Raw genomic sequence first — 20,686 nt, forward strand, 5'->3', positions numbered from 1 at the left:
CGCAATGTTGGGGTTGGGAATCCTCTTTACGTAGGACTCACCCAGCTGCGTCCGCGTGCTCGTTGCGTAGTAACAGGAACCATCCCAGTCCGTGGCGGGGTTCCCTGCCCTTCGCGTCAGCGAGATCCTCACTTTGCTGTAAAGCGAACCGTTCAAGGTCAGCCCGTTGATCTGGAAGTCTGACGTACCACCCCGGGAGCAGGAAAGCTCAGAGTCGAGCCGATGCCCGCCCACCCTTCGGCCGAGCTATCAAAATTCCACAAACAGCCTGGCGCTGGATCGACCCCGGCATTGTTCACGGCGTTTCTGAGAGTGGTGATATCGGAACTGTTGCTCGTAATGGCCGTGCCTTGTTGGCTAACGGTCGATTGCAGCGAGGCCACGGCCGTTGAGGTCGCCGACGCTTGGTTTTCTACTGCTTGAACCGACGGCGTATAGGCTGTTGCTACAGTGCCGTCCTGAAACTGAATGTTGTCGACCTCCATCCAAGCATCAACGGTTGCGCCGGATCGGTTGAACATCCGTGCCGGGTAGAGTTGTACCCGGGTGGCGCCGACCGGGCACTGAGCGGTTAGCGTTAAGCGCGTGAAGCTGCCGGTGATCACTGTCTCGGCGAGCTGCGGCGACGATACGACAGCACCCGCTTCGTTGACGAAGACGATGTACATCGAGAACCGAGTACCCGCGACCGGAGACATCCGAACATAGGAACTAAGCGTGTACCACTGGCCGGGAACCACCTTCGGACGAGGTCCGTCGGCAGGCAAGAAGTACATGCCGACGTAATCGCCGTTCAGCAGCGCGGACTTCGCGATGCGCAGTGCCTTGACGCTACTGGACAACGGCGAATCAACCTGGGAAAGCGCTGGAGGAGCGCCAGAGTTGTAGTCCATCTGCCAATAGACAGGACGGTCGCCGAGGCTTCCCCATGTTTCGAAGGAGCTGTTTGGTAGCATGTTCTCGCCGCCGGCGCTCCCCAGACTATTGTTCAGCGTAGTGATCTGACCGCTGATGCTGGTCAAGCCGTTTTCTGTCTGAGTTACACGGCCCGTAAGCGCAGAGGTTGCTGAAGCCTGAGCCGCCAAACTCTCTTTGACGATCTGCTGGTTGTCGCGCCAACCCGTAACGACGGTGCCAGCCTCGATTTGATACCGGTCAACCTCTACAAAGCCCGCATTAATTGTGGCCGAACCGTAGACCACGAAAGCGGCCTGCACCCTTGCTGTTGTGGCCTGCGCCAACGTAAAGACAACTTGCAGACGCTGCCATGCACCGGTCGCAGATACCAGAGAAGTCTGATAGGTCTCCGTCCCGGCTCCGGCCTCGGCGAACGCGTTGACCTGGATCTTGATCTGCAACCCGGCAGTAGCGCGGATATACACTGATGCTGCAAAGGTTTGGCCGGACACTGCGCGAAACGCCGTGCCGGATATCCGTTGCCAGATCGTCGTGCTCATTCCGGTCAAGTCGATGCGCTGGCACACTCCACCCGGATCAATCCCAGATACAGGCAAGCTCGGGACGCGGACGCCACCTGCGGCATCGAAAACCCAACCGTCCGCCACGGTTGCGCCAGCGGCAAACTTTTCAAAAGAAGGGTTGTAAACGAGGTTTTCCCCGCCCACGCCCGCCAGATTCGTGTTTATCGTGGTGATCGCCGTGCCAGCCGCCGTGAGGTCCGTGCCCTGCTGCGTGACCTTGTTGCTCAATGCCTGGACGGTGGAGGCGTCGGCTTTCCCAGCGACCGAGTTCTGCAGGCCGGTAATGGCCGTGCCTTGGCTGCTGATGCTGTTCTCCGCGGTTGTGACGCGGCTCGACAGGCTGCTGACAACGGACGAGTCCGCCTTGCCGGTCAGCGACGTTTGCAGGCCGCTGATCTGACTGGCTTGCGAAGTGTTCACGCCCTCGATGCTGGTGATCTTGGTTTCGGCGGTGCTGACGCGCGCGGCGAGGCCATTCGCTGTCTGCACTGCCTGGCCAACGTTCAGCCAATAGGCAGTGTTTGGCGGCGGCGTGTTGACCGGCACGTTCTGGGTGGCCTGATAAATGACTCCGTCAGCGCCGAGCACGCCTTGCCCGGCAGTGTATGTATCGGTCGGCTTGTACGGCATCGAGTCGGCCAGGTCGCCGATCTGGTCAATTTGCTCCTGCAGCTCGTTTTTGACTTCGGTGACGGTGTTGTTCACCTCGGTGATTCGCTGGCCCAGGCCATCAGTAGCCTGTTGCAGCTCATCGCGAACCTGATCCACTCGCTCGTTGACGGAGCCCGGCCCTTCACCGCCAATCTTGCCGATCTCCGACAGCAGCTCCTTGCCCAGCTCGCTTTGCGTGATCTTGCCGGTCAGGTAATCGAGGATGTCGCTGGCATCAGCGCTGGCCTGACCGTTGATGACGGTTGGAGCGACCGGGTACCAAGGGCCTACGTTGCCGGAACGGTCAATGAGGCGCGCCCAAAAGAAGAACGATTGGCCCGCGCTCAGGCCCTGCATGGTGTAGTCGGACTGCGGATACGCCAGATCGGCCAGCTTGGTCGCTTTGGCAAGGTCCGGAGCTTCCCCGTACCAGATTTCGGTGCGCTGGGTGTCTTCCGCACCTGGTGGGAAGGTCCATTTCAGGCCGATACCAAAGATCAGGCTTTCGGTCGTCAGTGAAGTCACCGCCGGCGGCAACCCTTCTTTACCGTTCAGCTGCGTCAACTGCGAACTGCGCCAGATCGATGAGATGTCGTAGGCGCTCACAGCGCGCACGCGCGCCAGATAAGCGCCCGAGTAAATTCCGGTGATGTCGACGCTGGTGGTGCCGGTGCGCTGCACCCTGATCCAGTTGCCGTTATCCTTGCGCCACTCCACGTCATACGCGACCGCGCCATTCACGGCCGGCCAGGTGATGGTCATCGTGCTGATAGCGATACCCTGATCGATCGCGGAGTGCGACGTCAGCGTGACGCTCGCGGGCGCCGGCACTACGGTGATCGGGATGACGCTGATAGGGCGCTCTTCCAGACGCGCGCCGGTATCGATGTAAGCGAATTTGCTCGGCTCGTACTGTAGGGCTGAGATTTCATAGTCGCCTTCGGTGGTGCGCTTAGTGCTCAACACTCGAAACAGCGGGATGGCCAGGTCGTCGGCGTCGAGCGCCCATTGAAGCTGCGCGTCCGGGGCTTGGCTATATGAGGTGGTGACAGTAATGTCCCGACCGTTCACCGACTGGACAGTGCGGCCCTCCGCATGGCCGCTCGGCAGGTTGATAATCAAGCGGTCGCCGGCCTTAGCCGAGGTATCACGGTCCAGTGTCACCACACGGCCAGAGGCGGCAGAGATACGCCCGCCGATCTCGCGCCCAGCCAGCAGTGAATCCGCGATCGGGATGATGTAGCCGGGCAAGGGGATAGCGCCTTCCATGCCAGTCTTGAACGTGACAGTCCTGTCCTGGTTGTTGCTCATTACCACCCATTTGCCACGACGCTGGGCTTCAGACGCGCGCGTGCAGCCGATAGCACTGATCTCAGTAGGTCTATCGTCGAAACGACGCTGCAGCGCCAAATCGGAGTAGGCAGTCACGTCGGTGTCGTAGTTGTTAGCCGGGTTGTCGTAGCTGACGATCGCGCGCGTGTAGCGTGTTTTCGCCGAAGCGCTGCCGTAGTTCATCTCCCCATCAATGACATTGGCGCGGGTAAAGACGTAGTCGAAATCCTGCGCGCGGGGCATATCCGCCTGCATTACAAGCTGGCCCTGAGCCCAGTAGGTCATGCCTCGGTAAATGGCAGAGATATCGCGCAACAGCGTCCATGCGTCCGGCTTCCCTTGCAGATTCATGTCGCAAAGGAATCTCGGCTCCTGGCCGCCCACACCATCCGGCACGAGCTGGTCGCAGTACTGAGCGATTCGGTACAGCTCCCACTTGTCGACCATGAACGGCTTGATGCGCTTGCCGAGACCAAAGCGGTCGGCAGTGCAGATGCCGTACGTCACCCACGCAGGATTGTTAGTCCAGGCTTGCTTAAATGTCCCATCCCAGACGCCGCTATAGGTGCGCGCGACGGGATCGTAGTTGCTCGGAACCTGCCATTTCCGCCCTTTGCACTTGATTGTCACCGCCGGAATGTTGCTGAACTGCTCGGCATCGAACTCGATGAATAACAGCGCCGTATTCGGGTACCGGAGCTTTTCGTCGATAACATCGGTCAGTCCGGCCAAGATCATTGTGTCAGCGATCCGGTTGGTGTTCTGGTTCGGAGTCAGTCGGCGGACGCGGATCTGCCAGCCTGAACTGGCGGCGGGCAGATCAATCCGGCGAGAACGCTCATACCGGGTAGTGGTCTTGCCGTCCACCGCCTCGGCCAAAACCTGCTGGTAGGCACCGCCATCCGTAGCCAGGTCGACGGCGTACTCAATTCTGTACCCGCCAACATTCCCCTCACTGTCCTGTCGCTGAAGCGCAGGCCACGCGAGGCGGACGCGCACAGCAGACAGCTGAGTATTGGTAATTGAGTGGACCCAGGTGCTATCGCTGCGCAGCTCAACGTTGACGGTTGTCTCGTTCTCAACTGACGGAATACCAGGGATGTAGTCCTGCTCAACGGAGCCGGAGCGCCACTCCCACTTCACATTGGGAAAATTGACGTTGCCACTCGCATCGCTGATAGGTGTGTTGTCCAGGTAGATGTCGGCCGCCGTCGGGACGCCTTCAAACTCGCCCTCACCTACCGCGATCAGGATTTTCGCCAAGTTTGTGGAACGCAGGCTGTCCGTTGCCTCGGTTGGCGTCTTTGGAGTGCTGCTGCCGCCTTTGGCGCCACGGATGTCGACTTGTTCAGCTGCGCCCATGCTTTTCTCCAGGCATAAAAAAACCGCCAATCGGCGGCCAGGTGTTTCTGTTCAGGATCAGGTTTTGTCTTCAGCAAGAATCGACGCAGAGATTATCGCGCCACCCCACCGGCGCTCGCCGATGCAGATCGGTACAGGGTTCCCACTGGCGGTGGTGTTCTTGGCGCTGCCGAAGGCATAGGACGGCAAGTTGTCTTGCGAAGCGCTCTGTTTCAGCCCGGACGCCTGCGGGCTCAACATCTGAATGACTCCTCCTGCAATGAGTCCGATACCTGCCGGGGCAAGGTATGGTGCCGTAAAAGGAAACACATACGAGATAACCAGTAACACCACACCCAGCACCGTTTGCAGCACCCCTCCTCGCTTGCTGCCGCCAACTACAGGGACGATCCTAATCTCCCTGGTGCCGCCGAGCTCGAAAGCAGACTCTCCGACATTTCTGCCATTACGGAACACCGCAAATCGCATTCCCATCGAGTCCAACCTTTTCACCTCTCGGTCGAATCCTTCTAGGGTGCAGCTCAGCGCTTTTAGCACTTCACGGGTGTTACCAGAATCGATCTGCTTGGGGTGGTTCCTTCCAAATTTCGCCGCCAATGAGCCGGAAAGCTTGATGTTTACCAAGCCTGGTGCCAGCAAGTTAGATGCCTTCATTTCTACCTCGTAAAAGAAAGGCCGCCCTAAAGGCGGCCTCTTGTCATCGGCACTTTTGCATCGAATCCCTGAGGGATGATCTGCCGAGCTGAGACCATGCCATGCGCTGGTAAAGCCTTGCGACAGCCCCCGTAGGCGTGTTTGTGACATCGAGCAAATCGTCCGTTTGTTGCCCAAATCCATTGACGATTCGGTACCCGTTCGCCGTCTCGCTCATCACGGCCGTCGAGCTATGCTCCTGCCACTGAGGAAAGACGCACAAGACATAAGACTTGGCGGGTTTTGAAGTCGCGATGGATAAATCTGGCGGTGACGACATCAGGTCGGATGGGGTCGAGCATCCCGACAGCAGAGCAACTGCAAAAGCTCCAACTAAAATTCGCATGATGGCCCCTCAGGAAGAAAGGTCTGAGGGTATCACCGCGCATCGCCATGGCGAAGTATCAGCCGCGTGCGGTCATGCCAAGGGCCCCCGAAGATTATGATCTCGGATGGCCTGCCGTACAGGTGATGGAGGAGGAACGGTCCAGCGCCGTGCACGGCTGTAGTTTCGTTCGGCAGATTCGGATCTGATCCAAGGTATATGCCGGCATGGTTCGGATGCTTGGTGCGCCCAACCTCCATCACAATCATGTCGCCGCGCTGCGGAGTGCCAACACGCTCAAATCCGGCAGCCTCGTATGCCTGCTCGTAAAGGCTTGGACTCTCAGCCTGCTCCCACCACCCGTCCTCACGCTTGAAAGCTTCGAAATCCAGACCCCATGCGCGCTTGTACCAGTCAGCACAGACCTGCCAGCAGTCCCAAGCGCCATGCACGAACGGTCGGCCCAACAGCGGCGTCTTGCCGGTGGGAACAATAGTTCGCAGATCGCCCTCGGGCCAACTGAGGATGTGCCACGGCAGTTGCGTCGCCTCACACATCGCCAAATCGCGTGGAGACGGCCTGCTCGTGGCGTCCGGGTGGGAGTGGACGATGCCGATTACCACGCCCAGGTCCTCGGCGGCGGCATAATCCTCCGGGGCGATCAGGAATTCTTCGTTGGGATCGGCGGCGGTGTTTGCGCACGGGATGTACTGCTGCTTTCGACCGATGCTGATCAGCAACCCGCAACACTCCCTCGGGTACTGGGCGGCAGCGTGGGCCGCTACGGCCTTCAGAATGTGTTTCAACATGGTCAGCTCCTGGCGATCAGAGAAACGGCCGGAAAGCCACCAAACGGTAGCGCGTTCCCATCGCCGAACCTTGGCACGCACCCCCGCGCCAGCGTTGCGTCACAAACGTCCTTCTGCGGGTCGTCTGTAATATTGCCGTCCTTGTCCCGGTATGGCCCGGTGTAATTGCAGTTGGGTCCGCGGTACCCGCCAGTTAGGCACCAGTGGCACAGCGTCGTCATCTGCCGGCCGATAGATTCACCACCAACATCGCCAGGACTTGCGAGCTCCCATGACACGCCTGAGCCGTTTTCAGACGTCTTTTGGTCCAGGTACCAGACCTCAATGGTCTCCTGCGTAGGATCCGCGGCGGGGTTGCCGCCGGGAAAGTTCTGCGCATCGAGATACGTGCCCAGTGTGTGGCGCATCGTCAGCTTAAACTCCAGCAGGTCTTCAAACGCCAGGCACAACGCAGTGATGCGTCCATTGACGTTGCCCACTGAAAGCGTCGGGCGCACCGCCGTACCATCACCGGTCGCCTCGATGCCATCGATCTGCATCGGCCACGCGCCATACTCCTGACCCTGCCACCAGATCGCCTTAGCGGGCAGTTGATCGGCGTCAGCACCAGCAGCGACAAGCTCAGCCGCCGTATACGGAATGGCGTGACCGTGAAATCGCAACACATCCGCTCCGTAATCCGACCCATCCAATTCAAACAGCAGCACTTCACTCCCAGGCTCAAGCACCTGAATATCTTTGGTCAGCGGCATATGAATCCTAAGGCATGAATGACTGGGTGAACGTGGCTGTTAGGGTGTAAATGCCCGCGCCCTTGGGGCTCACTGCCGGCGCAGTTCCGCGCCAGAAACTTAGCTCGCCAAGAGGGGGCGTCCAGAAGAACGATTTGAAATTGCCGTGGCGATCCAGGAAGGCTTTGATTTCCAGCGCCGTGGCTTTACCGACCACAAAGGTCAGGGACCAACTATCAACGCGGTTGTTGATGCCATCCCCAACCACCTGCTCATACCCATCACCAAATTTTGATGACCGAGTTCGATACTCCGGAGCGCTGGTGGCATCAATCCCCGGACACCAGGTGAATGTTTCAACGGCCATTTATGACTCTCCAGATTGCTCCGCCGGGCCGAAGCTCTTCGGCGATTGCCTGCTGTGCACCTCGCTTGGCGGTGTCCGCGTAAGCCTGGCCGACCGCCTGCATGTCCTGAGCGGAACCTCCGCCGCTGGACTCAGGGACAGCGATCGTTTGCTGGATCAGCACCTGAGTGGACGACGCGGAACCTCCGCCGCCGATCGCCTTGACGCCCAACGACCCGTCTGAGGTGCGCGACAGGGGCAGAATCGCTTCCGGGCCGGCCTCGCCCATCAGCCCTACATTCCCGCCAGCCATCCCGAACGTAGTCGGGGATGAAACCAGCCCGTTCGTGAACGCACCGCCCTTGGCGAACATCTGGATTCCATCAGCCCATGCGCCACCTTTGGCTTGAGTACTTGCCCAGCTTGAGAAAGCGGCGCCCGTGTAATCCGACTGGGAAGATCCTGCCGTAGCGCCGCCGGCGAACAATCCGCCGACCGCAGAAACACCGGCGGCTAGTAGGCCGCTGGCAGCCTGTCGGGCAGCGATGCGGGCCATGTCAGCCAGCACCGACTTGGTGAAGTCAGCGAACGAGAGCTTGCCTGTCAGGGCGAAATTCGTGACTGCATCTTCCATCGAGCTGAAGGCACTGGTGAACAAGGTCTGAGTCTGTCCGGAAATGTCCTGTGCGCTGTCCAGGTAATTCGCCAGCGCGGCAGATGCTCCGCTGATCCAATCCGCCTGGGCCGCATCCAGCCCCTTGTAATAGTCCTGCTGGATTGCGAGGCGCTTGGCCAGTGCGTCTTTGAGTTGCCCGGTTTGCTTGGTGAAAGTTTCCTGGCTGATATCGCCGGTGTTCAATTGCTTCTGCAGATCCGCCATCTGCTGGTTGTAATCCTCCTGGATGGCCAGGTCTTGCTTCAGGCGATCGCGCGCCTTGTCACCCAAGCCGACGGCAGCGATCTCCTGATCAAAGCCGGATTTGGCGGTCTGGTTGGCGGCGTTCAGCGTGGCCGCGAAGGCTGCTGCCTTTGCCTCGTCCTCGTTCGCCTGCTTGAGCTGTTTCTTCACATCCAGCTCAGAAGCAAGCCCAAGCAGTCGTTTCTGCTGCTGGGCATTGATGCCGACCAGCTTCCCGGATTCGATCTCGAACTGCAGCTTCGAAACCTCGGTGGCATTTTTCCTTGCATCCACCGACGTGTTTATCAGCTCGATCTGTCGCTGCAGATCCGTTTCTGAATCTGCGAACGAGTCCTGAATCTTCTTCGCAGCCGCAGCGGCATCGGAAGCGGCTTTCTTCGCAGCCGCCGCGGCGGCCGCAATCGCTGCCGGGTCCACGCCCGAACCAGTGCCGGGCGTAATGGAGGGAGTCGTCTTGGCGAGTTCAGCGGCCGCTTTCTTGGCATTGGCCACGTACTCCTTGAATTGATCCCCAACCAGCGGCCGGTCAAGGTTTTCGTGAATCTTACCCGCCGCCTGCGCGGCCACTCCGAACTGAATCTGGGCGCTGTTGGCAAAGTCAGCAGCGTTCTGCTTGAACTCCTTCGATGTATCACCGAACGTGAGCACCGAAAGCGCTGTGTTGGCCTGCGCCGCCAGATTGTCAGTGTGGCCAACCGCCGTGGCGAACATGCCGACCAGCGTGTTCGCAATCACGTCGAAGACACGAACCACGCCATCACCGGCGTTAGCGATGAACGCCGTGGATTCAACCAGCTTTTCGCCGAGGTCACCTACAACGCCCTTCAGCCCCCCAGCCTGCTTCGCCGATGAGTTCAGGTCCTTGGCAAACTGAGCAATGACCGGAAGAAACTCGGCGGCGAGCATGGTCTTGGCCGAGGTCAGATACTGCTCAAGCCCTTGAATCTCGATACCGAATTGTTTCGCCGCAGCGATGGTGCCTTCGTCCATGACGACGCCGGCGGCCTCGGCAGAGGCTCCCAATTCGTCGAACGCCTTGCCGCCGTTACGCAGCAGTGGCACGAGCGCAGTGGAGTCGCTGGCGATCGCTTCCATGTAGAACGTCATTTCCTGCTGGCTGACGTTCGCCTTCTCCAGACTCGTGACGTACAGCGCCAGCGCGTCCTTGCTGTTGAGCTTTTTGAAGCTGTCAGCCGTCAGGCCAACTTTAGGGGCGATATTGGTGAAAAAGTCCTTCAGAGCACCCCCGCCCGTATTCGCAAAATCCCCGAGCTTGTCGTTCGTGTCTTTGAAAATATCGGCCAGCTTGTCCTGCTCGATGCCCACGCTCTGCGCGCCAGCGGCGTACTTCTGAAACTCCGTCGTGCCCAGGCCGGCCATCGCTGCTTGGTTTGAGATTTCCTTCGCCACGCTTGCGGAATGGATGACAAGGGCGGTGAGAGCCGCAGGGATGGTGCCGACCGCGGCACCCACGCCCTTTGCCAAACTGTCGAATGACTTGGAGATCTCCGCCGTTCGCTTTTTCGCGTCCTGACTCGCTTTGTCTAGCGGGCCAGTGAATGCACCGATTTTCGCAATCAGATCAAGCGTGAGCGTACCCAGTGAATTACTGGCCATTCATAATCTCCGGGAGTGTTACACCCATGCCTCCATCGCTTCCTCAAGACTGACCTCGCGCGCCCGCTCATGCGGCAAGAAGTCGGCAAGCTTGAAGCCGCCATCTTTGGATATCCGATTCGCGTAGATAGTGGTCAGGAGTGCAACGCTGCGCTCGATCCTGGCCCCCACGTTCAGAGAGCCGCGTTCCCGCCGGTACTTTGCCCAGCGGTTGTATTCACGAAGGCTTAGGCGCTCTTGGGCTTCCGCGATCGTGCAGCCGAACGTGGTCGCGAGTTCGTGCCAGAGCTCTTCTCCGTCAGTGAGGGCGTCGTCTTTCCCAGGTTGTTGACCTCGAAGATGGCGGCGAGCAGCGCTACGGTGAGGCGGCCGTCGAGGGCGCCGCGCTCTGGATCCGCAGTCCCAGTGATGTCGCCAACCGTGAACACCGCGTTTCCGTGCTCGTCGCAAACGCTTGCAGCGATTCGGCCAGCAAGGCTGTCGTGCTTGCCGTTGAGGGCCGTGACATCGCTGACTGCCGCCTGATAGCCCAGCGGACGGATGAACACCGTCGCAGTGAACTCGTCATCGCCCTGCGACCATCTGATTTCTTTCTCGACCGGCCGGCCGGTGAAAGCGCCGACCGATTTAAGGCTTTCCAGTGTGAGTTTCATGCTGTGGCCTTATGTCGTTTTGCGGATCCAGGCGGAGCCGCCGGAGCGCTGGATGGTTGCAGCTGTCTTCACCACATCGTTGCCAGCAAAATCGAATGGAAAGTCAGAGACGTATCCTTCGAACGTGAACCAGGTACGATCCTTCGGAAGCTCGAAGTCGTCGCCGGCGACATTCAGCGTCGGTGGAGACGTACCGTCTGACCAACCAACCGCCCACGGGATGGTGGTATCGCCATTCGCCTCGGAAAGCTGGTGCAGCCGAATGTGGCTTGCGTTGGTGGGGTCAGCGTTGACGGTCAGCGAGGCCTGGCCAGGCGTGCGCAAACCCTTCTTGTAGCTGCGCTCCTGGTCTTCCAGGCAAGTGTCTTCAATCTGGTCAGCCGGAGCCCCGCCCGGGCTGAACGCCGTGGCGCATTCGATAGCGAGCACGGTCTTGGGACCAGTACCGGACAATGGCGGCACCAGCGCGTAAATCTGGGTTCCTTGGGACAGAATCGACATGGTGATCTCCAAATGTCGGGCACAAAAAAACCCGCTAAAGGCGGGTCGGTTTCAGGGCTGTTCGGTTATCGCTGGACGATCCAGTCGACGTCGAAGCTGTAGCGGTAGAGCATTGTCTCGGCGTCTCGGGTCTCGCCGTTGTAACTTGTAACCCGTGCGACCAATTCGATTGCGTACTCGATGGCCTGCCCTGCAGCGCGAGCACCTACGGCAGTTGATGCGTAGACGTCGACCTGCAGGCTGTAGGCCTCGACGTCGGGGCGCCCAGCCAGATAGTTTTCCGGGCTGCCATTGATGACCTGCCACACGCAATAGGTACCGGCAGGTTTATCAGGTGCCATGCCGAATAGATAAAGTCTCACCGGGTTTTGCCCGATCAGAGCTGTTACAGCGGGATCCGCCGCCGCCACTTGGAAAATGGGTGGGTATTTCATCTGCCCGCCTTCGCTGCTCGCCGGATCGCCCGGTCAATGGCCTTTTCGTATTCAGTGATGAACGTGTTCGTGGCCAGACTGATGTTGTCAGCCAGCGCTTTACGCATGAATGGGTTCGCCGCCATTTTGGCAGTGCCGAACTCGAAGAACCTCCAGTGCGGCGTCGGTCCGGACTCACCTTCGTCAGGATTGCCCTTCTTGGCGATTTTGGCACCGTGAAGAACGCCGACGCGGAAACCCAGATCACCCGATGCTTTGAACAGCCGGCCATTCCAGCGAAGCGCGATGTTCTTTGCGATCGAGCGCCCGGTCGCCGCATCGTCGAGCTTCTGCGATCCTTCCTTGGCCTTGTCGGCAACGACCTGGGCGGCCTTGCGCAGCGCCGCACGACCGCCTTTGCGCTTCACGTCGTACGACACGGCTTCCAGCTTGGCGACAAGCGAATCTATGCCGGTCAGGCTGAACTGCACCGTATCAACCATCGCTCACGCCCTCGCTGCATGGAAGCGTCAGGTAATCGAGGCCGCTGTCCATGTCAGCAAGCACGCCCTGAATGTTGTAAACCTTGCCGCGGTAAAGGACTCGCATGGTCGACGTGATGCCCGGGCGGTAACGAATCACGATACGCGCCGCCACCTCCGACTGACCCGCCGCTGCGGCGATGAACTCGCGCGCCGACAGCGGCTCAATGGCGGCCCATACCTTGCCGACTTCAACCCATGACGGGGTTACCTCTCCGGTCACTGGATCTTGTGAGTACTCGGCGCGCTGGAGCATCACATGGTGTCGAAGCTTTCCTGCGCGCATCAGATCCCCCAGCCGATTCGATAAGGTGTCAGCAGCGATCGCGAGCCCATTGGCAACTCGCTGAACGCAGCACCGCTGGCCGAATCCTCCCGGTTGGCGTAGAGCGAGCCCAGGATCAGCAAACAGGCCGCGCGGATCGATGCATTCAGGAGCACCGGATCAAGGCCGGCCGAGCCGTCGAGCACAGCGGCGCTAAGCGAATCTAAGTCCGCATAAAACCGCCGGTTCATGAACTGGGCGGCACTGTCCTCGGCGGCGGTCAGCAGCAGCTCGACGTACTCGCGGTCATCCTCGTCCGCCCGCAGATGTTGCATTGCCTGATCGGTCGGGATGGCGTTCATGTCAGACCTTCGGATTTTTGTCGGTGGCCAGGCCGGCTGCGACCAACGACACCGCGTCATGCTTCGGCGACTTGTAGCCTTTACCACCAGCACGGCGGATCTCTTTTCCGTCCAGGTAGCTGCGCAACGGGTAGATCATGATCTCGTTGCTGTCCTCAGCAACGCCATCCGCTTGCAACTGGTCACCGGCGGCTGCCGTAGTGTCGAGGGTAACCGTCGAGCCGTCTGCTGTTGCCGCATCGGAGGCCGATTGACCAGCCTGCACGGTGTTGCCAATGCTGTTGGCCGGATCAGTGGGCTGCAGCGGGCCATTCCCTACGCTTGCCACGGATGCGCTATCTGCTGCCGCTGTCCCGCCTTGGACGCCGGCCGCCGTTGCCGGGCCGGTGGTGCTTTGTGCCGGAGCCTGCGGGCCGGGCGTAGGGACAGTCGTATTCGCCGCTGTAGCAGTCCCCTTGGGTGCATCGCTCGCGCTTGTACGTGCCATGTTCATCTCTCCTGAATCAGCGAGGCCGCCCGGGGGCGGCGCTCTGTGGGAAGGTTAGGCGGCCGGGGTCAGAGGACCGGTCACGAAGGCTTCAGGGCGGTACACAGAGAAGGCCAAGCGCTCTTCAGCGCGGATGGTCACCATGTTTTTCTCGAAGTCATCGGCGTTCTCAGTCGAGACCAGCACTTCGATACCCATCCGGTCAAAGATCTGCGCAGCCAAGCTGAATGCGCCCACCAGGAACTGGTCTTGAACAATGGCCTGGGTTTCAACGACCGGCAGGTTCCACAAGCGCGCCGCGGTGCCTTCTTGCGGCTTGCCAATGATGTAGCGACCTTCACCGTCCTTGAGCAGCTCGATGGCCGCCCAGTCGATCGGGTTCAGCACGATACCGGTGGACGGAAACTCGGCCAGCTGCGCCTGCAGCAGGGCCAGACGGATGCGGTCGATACGCTGAATCGCCTGCACTTGGATACCAGCAGGCGCTGCGTAAATCTGCGCTTGGGGGATGATCCCTTTCACGTTGTTGCCCGTGCCGTTGCCGTACAGCAGCTGCGCTTCCTCGGCCATCAACAGGCCGTAGCGAGCTCGGGCGTCGATGTAGCTCTGCAACGCCGAAGCGTCGTCCAGAATCTGGCGGCTGCCTTTGAACAGGTGTGCGATGGTTCGCACGTTGGCGTTCTGCAACTCGAATTTCAGGTCGCTGTAGGGCTTGGCCAGCCCCTCGCCAACGATGGCGGCGTTATTGGTGAAGCCGGTTTCACGCACGTACTCGATAGCGTTGCTGTCGGTGGTGCCAGGCGCAACCAGGTCGCGAATGGTCAAGCGGCGCTGCGGCGCGAGAACGATGCCTACTCGCTCGGTCTGCACCAGCGCGCCGCCGGAGGTTGGAACGGAAGTGATTGCGGCTCGCGGCACGGTCACACGGCGGGCGCCGCGGAAAGAGCTATTGACGCCTTCTTCTGCCATTTTCGCGGCGACGAGCTGACCGGCAGACTGCTGAACGTCCGGCTCATGACGCTTATTGGCATTGACCAGCTTTTGCTCAGCGTCCTGCATGCGAGCCTGAAGCTCGCCCTGCTTCAGCAGCAGCTCGTCCACCTTGCCACGGGTCTCTGCCTGCATTTCACCGGAGGCTTTGATTTCCTTCTCGGTGCGCTCGGCATAGGTCTTGATCTGGTCGCCGACGGCCTTCAGGTCGGCTTGGGTTTGCTTTTGGGAAGCTTCAATTGCAGAAAGATCTACAGCCATGATTTTGTCCTTTCAGAAATGAAAAAACCGCCTCTAGGGCGGTTATCAAATGGGTTGCAGCGCCAGTCGATCAGCAGGCGGGGATGAGCCCCCGAAGTGCCGACGCCTGATTTGCGGTTTCTTCAAACGCGGATACATCAAGGGCAGCGCTAGGCTTGCCCGGCACGACAGCGCGAAGCGTGTCGCCGCCAGCAGCGCTAGACGTGCTGGTCTTGATTTCTGAGATGAGCTTGCGGCGCTCGCTGCGCGGCATCCCTGATTTGGCGAGCGCAGCGTCGAGCTTGCGGGCCGAGTGGGCCTGATTTGCTTCTTCGCTCGGGGCTTGTTCAACTTCGGATGCCGAGATCAGGCCGGTGGCGAAACCCTTCTCAACGGCGTTCGAGCCGTTCATGTAGGTCTCCGCGTCGAGCATCTTCTCCACCGCGGACTCATCCTGGCCGCTGGTCTCTGCGTACAGGCTGATCATCGCGCGGTCGAACTCTTCCATCGTGTCCGCAAGCTCGCGGATGGCGTGGCGGTTCCCGGCGAAGTAGGTCCAGCAGTTATGAATCATGAGGAACGCCGTCTTGGCGACTTCGCGTTTGGCGCCAGCCATCGCAATGACCGACGCGGCCGAAGCGGCCAAGCCCAGGACCTTGACCGTCACCTCTTGGGAGTGCTCGAGCAGTCGGTTGTAGATCGCGATCCCCTCGAACATGTCACCGCCAGGCGAGTTGATATAGACGGTGACCGGTTTGTCGCCGATGGAGCGCAATGCAGCGTCGACGCGCTTGAGCGTGACGCCATCCCCGTACCAGTCTTCACCGATGATGCCGTACATGGTGATCGTATCGGTGCCGGCTTCCAGCGCCGCGCGCAGATCCGGATTCCACAAATCAAGCGCGCGCGGGCTCAGCTCGCAGTTGAAACTGCGAGCGTTTACATTCAGTGGCATGGTTACTCCTGGGCCTGGCCGAGCCAGTTTTTCAAAGCGTTTTGAGCGGCTTGCCCGTCGGTGGACTGGCCAAGCTTGTCGATTGGCGCGAGGTTGGTCTGAACGGTGAGCACCGACGCGTTGCCGCCGTGGCGTGGGAGGTTCTCCTTAACGCGGCATTCGTCACGGGTCATGATCCCGTTTTGGGTCATCTTGCTGTACCACTCCGCACGGCCCGCACTGTCGGCTTTCAAAAAGGCCTCCAGCGAAAACTCGGTGTAGTAGGTTCGCCGGTCGACCGGCGTAAGCAGGCGCTTGTTGACGCACTGCTGAATCTGGCTCGTGATTGAGCTGATGCAGAAGGTCAGGAAGGCGATCATCTGCTGCTCAAGACCGGTTCCCCAATTACTGCCGGCGTCTGTTTTACCTACCATCCACGGCGGGACGCCGAACCAGCGGCAGATCTCCTCGATGCTGTGCCCGCGCGACTCAAGCAGCTGTGCATCCACCGGATTGATGCCGATGGTTTCAGCCTTTACGCCCTGTTCAAGTACCGGCGATTTCCCAGCATTCATTGCGCCGGAGACGGTCTTCACGTACTCCCTGAACTCGGCACGCTGCTCGGGCTTGAGCACTCGGTCAACGCTGAACGCGACAGTTGGGAGCAGGCCATTTTTGAACGTGCCGTTCGCGGCGTCGTCGGCAGACATTGCCGCACCGAAGACCTCGGAGCCGAACCGGATCGCGGACATTCCCACCCGCCCATCGATGCTGAAGGCAGGGATATGCAGCATGTCGCTGCGGGCGATCTGACGGCGAGGCCCTTTGCGGGGCCGGTACCAATACTCCAGCCGCCCGTCATCATCGACATCCAGATCCACCCGGGAAGGCAGGAGGAAATCCAAGGCAATGACCCGGCCGCCTGATCGGTGAATTTCGCAGTACGCGTTACCCCAGAGCAGCATCGACGACACCACCGCCTGCCAGAACTGGAACGCAGTCATGTCCTCGTTGGGGCTGCTGTGGATCACGTCGTACAGTGAGAAATCTCGCGCGTCCTCGCGATCGCCATCGGCCTTGCGCCGGAATACGCCCAGTGGCAAGCCAGCGACAGAAGTGGAGATGATCCGAACGCAGGCCCAAACGGTGGAGAGGCGCATGACGTTGTCGGCATTCACGGATTTGCCGGAGCTGGACTGGTTGCCTAGGAATGCTCCCCAGAACCCCCCGTCACTAAGGCGGATGGCTTTTCCCGTCCAGTCGCCGAGCGACCTGATCGGCTTGGCCGCAGACCTGCCGAGGACCAGCGAGAGAGATTTATTCACCTGCTAGACCTTTTTGAATGAAACCGGAAATCAGAAACATTGAGGCAGCCGCTGCGATGAGCGCCCATCCGATGCCGAACAGGATAAAAACCCCTCCGACGAGCAGGCCGAAACCTGCCAACGCCGTCAGGATGAAAAACATCAATGGCAGGCTCATGCGATTATTGGATTCCGGATTGAGTCCATGAAAGATTCGGTGGTGTTCTGCGCCGCATCTACAAGCACGCGGCCGATCGTCATGATCAGCGCCACCGCCCCGTCAATCTTGTTGTCGTCGCCCTGCTTGATCGGACGCACCACGTCGTCGTTACCGGGCATGTTCTTGCCAATAACGTTGGCGATACACCAGGTCATGATCGGGTTGCCGTCATGATGGAATCGGCCAGACTCGATCGCGGCCTCAAGCTCCTTCATCGGGTCGGACATGTTGGTGTAGTTCTGCGTGATCGTGATGGGGTTGAACCCTTCATCGTCTAGGTCGTGGCTCAGACCGGTTGCACCGTGCGGGTCAATGGGCGATTCCCTGAGCGGCGCCTGATGATTGGCCTCTTTGGTGTCCTCGAGGATCTCGCGATAATCGATCTCCGCTCCGTCGGTGACTTCCAAATGCCCCGAGTTGATCCAGGCCTGGAAGCGCTCCGACATTCGCTTGTTGTCGGTGTTGTAGGCAGTGTCGTAAGGCACCCAAAATTTAGGACCAATGCAGTAGTAGTGGGTCTTGCCGTCGATGACCCGCCAAAACAGGCGCGCCCTTGAGTTCATGTCCAGCTTGCGCGCCAAGTCGAAACCGGCAATCCACTCCTGGCCCTCGAATTGTTCGATCGTTAGCGTCGTGTCTTCGCAGGCCTTCCAGCTTTCCATGTTGAAAAAACCGGATTTCGCACTGACCCACAGGTTGAGGTGCTTGGTTTTGAACGTGTTGGCGAAGCGGGCGGAGCGGATTGCCCTCGCCTGCTGGCTTTCCAAGTACTCCTGGAATACCGAAACCCCATGGTTCGGGTTGGCCTTGGCCAGCATTTTCGGGTCGGTCCAGTCATCCCCCTCGTCGAGAGTCCATATCCAGCCGAATAGCTCCTCGTCTGGCACTGTCCCGGCCAGCATCTCTACGACCTGGCGGCGCTTGTCGTAGCAAGGACCCTCGATATCGGCGCCGGCGGTGGTGATGATGAACATCAGCGGCTGACGCCGTGCGCCCATACCCGTCAGCATGGTGTCGTATTGGGCTGAGGTCCGGTGCTCGTGGTATTCGTCAACGATCGCGCAGCTCGGTGAAGCACCGTCACCGGGATCGCCGATCAGCGGCTCGAAGCGGCTGAAGTCGGACGGAATGTTCATGTTCGAGGCATTGACCTCGATGCCGGCAGCTTGAATCAGCATGGGCGACTTGCTGACCATCAATTTCGCGGGCCGGAAAACCTCCCACGCCTGCTTCTCGGTGGTCGCGCCGGCATACACCTCGGCGCCGAACTCGCCGTCGGCCACAAACATGCTGATACCAACGCCGCCGGCGACGACGGACTTCCCATTCTTTCGCGGCACTTCCCAATAGCTTTCACGGAACCGGCGGTGGCCGCCTTTCTTCTTGACCCAGCCAAATGTGACAGCCAGGCCGAACAGCTGCCAAGGCTCCAGACTGATCAGCTGACGCTTGAATGCCCACTCCCCCTTCGTGTGCGGCAGGAGCTGCATCAGCTTCAGCTTTTTTTCAGCCTTCGCAGGATCAAACTTGAAGCGGAACCCGCGCTTGCGGCTGGCTGCCACGTCGTCGAAGTGGCGCTGCACCGCTTGGTGGATGTAACGGCAGGCTGGCACCTTTCCGCGAAGCAATGACCGACCCCACGCCATCGCCTTGTCGACGTTAGGGTGGGCGGATTTGGCCATCAGCTACTCAGTAATTTTGCGAACTCGTTGGTTTCCTTTTCTTTATTGCCGCCGATCAAGCGTGTGCGGCTTGCCGGGTCCAGGCCAAGCATTGATCCGAACGTCACCATCTGGCGCATCGTTTCGTTGGCCGCGGTCAGGGCTGGATTCTTCATCGGCCCACCGGTGGCGCCGGTCACCACAATGCCGTGCGCCTTGATCGACTCCTGCGCCATGCGCCAGTTGTCATAGGCGCTGCAGAAGGCTTCGACGTTATGCAGATCGGTGATCGCGACGACGTTCTCGCGCAACAGCTCCGGAACAATCATGTTCCACATGGTGGCCGCCCGAGGGCTGAACCACTCCGGCGGGTCGATCTGGGTGATCTTGGAAAACTGGGGCTCGGCGGTGTTCAGCGCACGCTTGCCCGGGTTTCCGGCCAGTGCTTTCTTGGCCGTTGGCTTGGGTTTGCGACCACGGCCGGCGACCGTGGCGGTGCCTCCCATCGCGCAACTCCTGAATTTTTAATTTCGCGGGTGTAAAAAAACGACTGAGGGCGCGGTCTAGAAGCGAAAGGTCCCAGACTTTTGGCCCTCCCCACCCCTAGAAATGGGAATTTTTCTCATTTGCACTAAATTCGATGAAATTCGACGAGAATCAATCTCGTTCATGCACTACCGGCACGGGACGACCTTGCGTTGCCCCACCCGCCGTCCTCTGCCGCCGTCTTGCGGCTGTGGCATGGGTGACACAGGCCCTGCCAGTTAGAGCGAACCCAGAACGCTTCCTTGTCGCCACCGTGCGGCACGATGTGGTCGAGATCGGTAGCCTCCACCACCAATCCTTGGCGTTCGCACTCAGCGCACAGCGGGTGCTTGGCCAGGTATGACTTGCGGGCCTGCTGCCACTTGTAGCTGTATCCTCGCTGGCTGCTGGTCTCGCGCTGCTTCTCCCGCTGTTTCACTTCGAACTGCTTGCCCACATCCTTGTGCTCATCACAGTACCGAGGGTTGCGGGTCAGTGTGTTGCAGCCCTGGGCATTGCATGGCTTCTGCGATCTCAGCGGCATGGTGTGCCGTCCATGTATCGGAGGGGTTGGGCATCGGGGTCTTCAGGTTCATCCTCGGCCAGCGCCTGGATCAGCAGGTCGAGACGCTCGGCTACCATCTGCATCGCCTTCGCCTGGGCTTCCTGTGCTGCCGTTGTTCTTTCCAGCAAAGAGATCAGTTGCTCGTTCATAGGCTACCTTCGACCACTTCTTGATCCGCTCACGCCGGGCGGCGCATCCACTACAGGCCATGTCCGTTCCAACCTGTTAGGCGATTAGCGCTTGGGTTTCCTTCAGGGCGTGCGCCTGAAGAACCGCAACAATAAAACCCTGTGGTATCCCGCCAGTTTTGGCGCCAATCAGAGCGTCGGTGATGCGCTGGTCGAGAAGGCCTACCTCGTTTGCACTTGTTGCGACTGGGGCGACATCAGCAGGCTGGACAATCTCGGCAACTGGTTCTGGTGCTTTCTTACGTGGCATGGCTCACCTCGACTATCGAATGGTGCAGGTCGGCCACTTACAACGCGCGAATGACAGGGCACCTGCGTGGTCGTGGTCTTCTTGCATAATCATGGGAAATGGTTTGAAGCCGGGGACTGAGACGAGCCAGGACTTTTTCATTGGCTCACCGATGCGTCCAGATTTGGACACATCTCCTTCGGTTCGGGATTACTTGCTCTGGCTGCGCAAAATCTGGGCATCGACCTGATCGGCGCACGTGTCGAGCAGCTTGATCGCCTGATCCTTCAGCTCCCATACATCACCATTCAGCCGCAGATCGGCCTCATCAGCATCAATGC

The 20,686-nt window shown here is 59.8% G+C and carries 21 protein-coding genes and 1 pseudogene; all 22 read right to left on the reverse strand.

Annotated features, from left to right (window positions below):
- Nucleotides 1-1,862: 1,862 nt before the first annotated feature.
- Nucleotides 1,863-4,826, reverse strand: a pseudogene (locus QWI20_RS06745) (host specificity protein J); the annotation flags it as partial.
- A gap of 57 nt (nt 4,827-4,883) precedes the next feature.
- Complete coding sequence (locus QWI20_RS06750; RefSeq protein WP_192131220.1) at nt 4,884-5,480, reverse strand: tail assembly protein; 597 nt, start codon at nt 5,478-5,480, stop codon at nt 4,884-4,886.
- 417 nt (nt 5,481-5,897) lie between these two features.
- Nucleotides 5,898-6,653: a C40 family peptidase gene (locus QWI20_RS06755; protein WP_369304777.1), complete on the reverse strand. Its 756-nt coding sequence runs from the start codon at nt 6,651-6,653 to the stop codon at nt 5,898-5,900.
- A 2-nt stretch (nt 6,654-6,655) separates the two neighbouring features.
- The gene (locus QWI20_RS06760) at nt 6,656-7,405 is read right to left on the reverse strand and encodes a phage minor tail protein L (RefSeq protein ID WP_369304778.1); all 750 of its coding nucleotides are present in this window, start codon (nt 7,403-7,405) and stop codon (nt 6,656-6,658) included.
- A gap of 7 nt (nt 7,406-7,412) precedes the next feature.
- Entirely contained in the window at nt 7,413-7,751 is a 339-nt protein-coding gene (locus QWI20_RS06765) for a phage tail protein (RefSeq protein ID WP_369304779.1), read from the reverse strand.
- Complete coding sequence (locus tag QWI20_RS06770) at nt 7,741-10,266, reverse strand: phage tail tape measure protein (RefSeq protein WP_369304780.1); 2,526 nt, start codon at nt 10,264-10,266, stop codon at nt 7,741-7,743. Before QWI20_RS06770 ends, QWI20_RS06765 begins: the two co-directional genes overlap by 11 nt.
- 227 nt (nt 10,267-10,493) lie before the next feature.
- The gene (locus tag QWI20_RS06775; protein WP_369304781.1) at nt 10,494-10,919 is read right to left on the reverse strand and encodes a phage tail assembly chaperone family protein, TAC; all 426 of its coding nucleotides are present in this window, start codon (nt 10,917-10,919) and stop codon (nt 10,494-10,496) included.
- A gap of 9 nt (nt 10,920-10,928) precedes the next feature.
- Nucleotides 10,929-11,420 carry a phage tail tube protein gene (locus QWI20_RS06780; protein ID WP_369304782.1) on the reverse strand — a complete coding sequence of 164 codons (492 nt, stop codon included), beginning with the start codon at nt 11,418-11,420 and terminating at the stop codon, nt 10,929-10,931.
- A 65-nt stretch (nt 11,421-11,485) separates the two neighbouring features.
- Entirely contained in the window at nt 11,486-11,854 is a 369-nt protein-coding gene (locus QWI20_RS06785) for a DUF3168 domain-containing protein (RefSeq protein ID WP_369304783.1), read from the reverse strand.
- Nucleotides 11,851-12,336, reverse strand: a complete 486-nt coding sequence (locus QWI20_RS06790) for an HK97-gp10 family putative phage morphogenesis protein (protein ID WP_369304784.1) — start codon at nt 12,334-12,336, stop codon at nt 11,851-11,853. The genes QWI20_RS06785 and QWI20_RS06790 overlap by 4 nt, the downstream gene beginning before the upstream one ends.
- Nucleotides 12,329-12,661, reverse strand: a complete 333-nt coding sequence (locus QWI20_RS06795; protein ID WP_369304785.1) for a phage head closure protein — start codon at nt 12,659-12,661, stop codon at nt 12,329-12,331. The genes QWI20_RS06790 and QWI20_RS06795 overlap by 8 nt, the downstream gene beginning before the upstream one ends.
- Nucleotides 12,661-13,002 (reverse strand): head-tail connector protein, encoded by a 342-nt coding sequence (locus QWI20_RS06800; RefSeq protein ID WP_369304787.1) that lies wholly within the window; start codon nt 13,000-13,002, stop codon nt 12,661-12,663. Before QWI20_RS06800 ends, QWI20_RS06795 begins: the two co-directional genes overlap by 1 nt.
- Nucleotide 13,003: 1 nt before the next feature.
- Nucleotides 13,004-13,489: a hypothetical protein gene (locus QWI20_RS06805; protein ID WP_369304788.1), complete on the reverse strand. Its 486-nt coding sequence runs from the start codon at nt 13,487-13,489 to the stop codon at nt 13,004-13,006.
- A gap of 54 nt (nt 13,490-13,543) precedes the next feature.
- Entirely contained in the window at nt 13,544-14,740 is a 1,197-nt protein-coding gene (locus tag QWI20_RS06810; RefSeq protein WP_369304789.1) for a phage major capsid protein, read from the reverse strand.
- Between the two features lie 70 nt (nt 14,741-14,810).
- Complete coding sequence (locus QWI20_RS06815; protein WP_369304790.1) at nt 14,811-15,674, reverse strand: head maturation protease, ClpP-related; 864 nt, start codon at nt 15,672-15,674, stop codon at nt 14,811-14,813.
- Between the two features lie 2 nt (nt 15,675-15,676).
- Complete coding sequence (locus QWI20_RS06820) at nt 15,677-16,978, reverse strand: phage portal protein (protein ID WP_369304791.1); 1,302 nt, start codon at nt 16,976-16,978, stop codon at nt 15,677-15,679.
- Nucleotides 16,971-17,135: a hypothetical protein gene (locus QWI20_RS06825; protein WP_163023144.1), complete on the reverse strand. Its 165-nt coding sequence runs from the start codon at nt 17,133-17,135 to the stop codon at nt 16,971-16,973. Before QWI20_RS06825 ends, QWI20_RS06820 begins: the two co-directional genes overlap by 8 nt.
- Nucleotides 17,132-18,859, reverse strand: a complete 1,728-nt coding sequence (locus QWI20_RS06830) for a terminase large subunit (RefSeq protein ID WP_369304792.1) — start codon at nt 18,857-18,859, stop codon at nt 17,132-17,134. Before QWI20_RS06830 ends, QWI20_RS06825 begins: the two co-directional genes overlap by 4 nt.
- Complete coding sequence (locus QWI20_RS06835) at nt 18,859-19,344, reverse strand: phage terminase small subunit P27 family (protein WP_369304793.1); 486 nt, start codon at nt 19,342-19,344, stop codon at nt 18,859-18,861. Before QWI20_RS06835 ends, QWI20_RS06830 begins: the two co-directional genes overlap by 1 nt.
- Nucleotides 19,345-19,505: 161 nt before the next feature.
- On the reverse strand, nt 19,506-19,907 hold the full coding sequence (locus tag QWI20_RS06840; RefSeq protein WP_369304794.1) for an HNH endonuclease: 402 nt from the start codon (nt 19,905-19,907) through the stop codon (nt 19,506-19,508).
- Nucleotides 19,898-20,077, reverse strand: a complete 180-nt coding sequence (locus tag QWI20_RS06845; protein WP_369304795.1) for a hypothetical protein — start codon at nt 20,075-20,077, stop codon at nt 19,898-19,900. The genes QWI20_RS06840 and QWI20_RS06845 overlap by 10 nt, the downstream gene beginning before the upstream one ends.
- Nucleotides 20,078-20,153: 76 nt before the next feature.
- Nucleotides 20,154-20,366: a hypothetical protein gene (locus tag QWI20_RS06850; protein ID WP_369304797.1), complete on the reverse strand. Its 213-nt coding sequence runs from the start codon at nt 20,364-20,366 to the stop codon at nt 20,154-20,156.
- Between the last annotated feature and the right edge of the window lie 320 nt (nt 20,367-20,686).

This window comes from Pseudomonas sp. W2-17, assembly GCF_041060445.1.
Lineage (GTDB): Bacteria > Pseudomonadota > Gammaproteobacteria > Pseudomonadales > Pseudomonadaceae > Aquipseudomonas.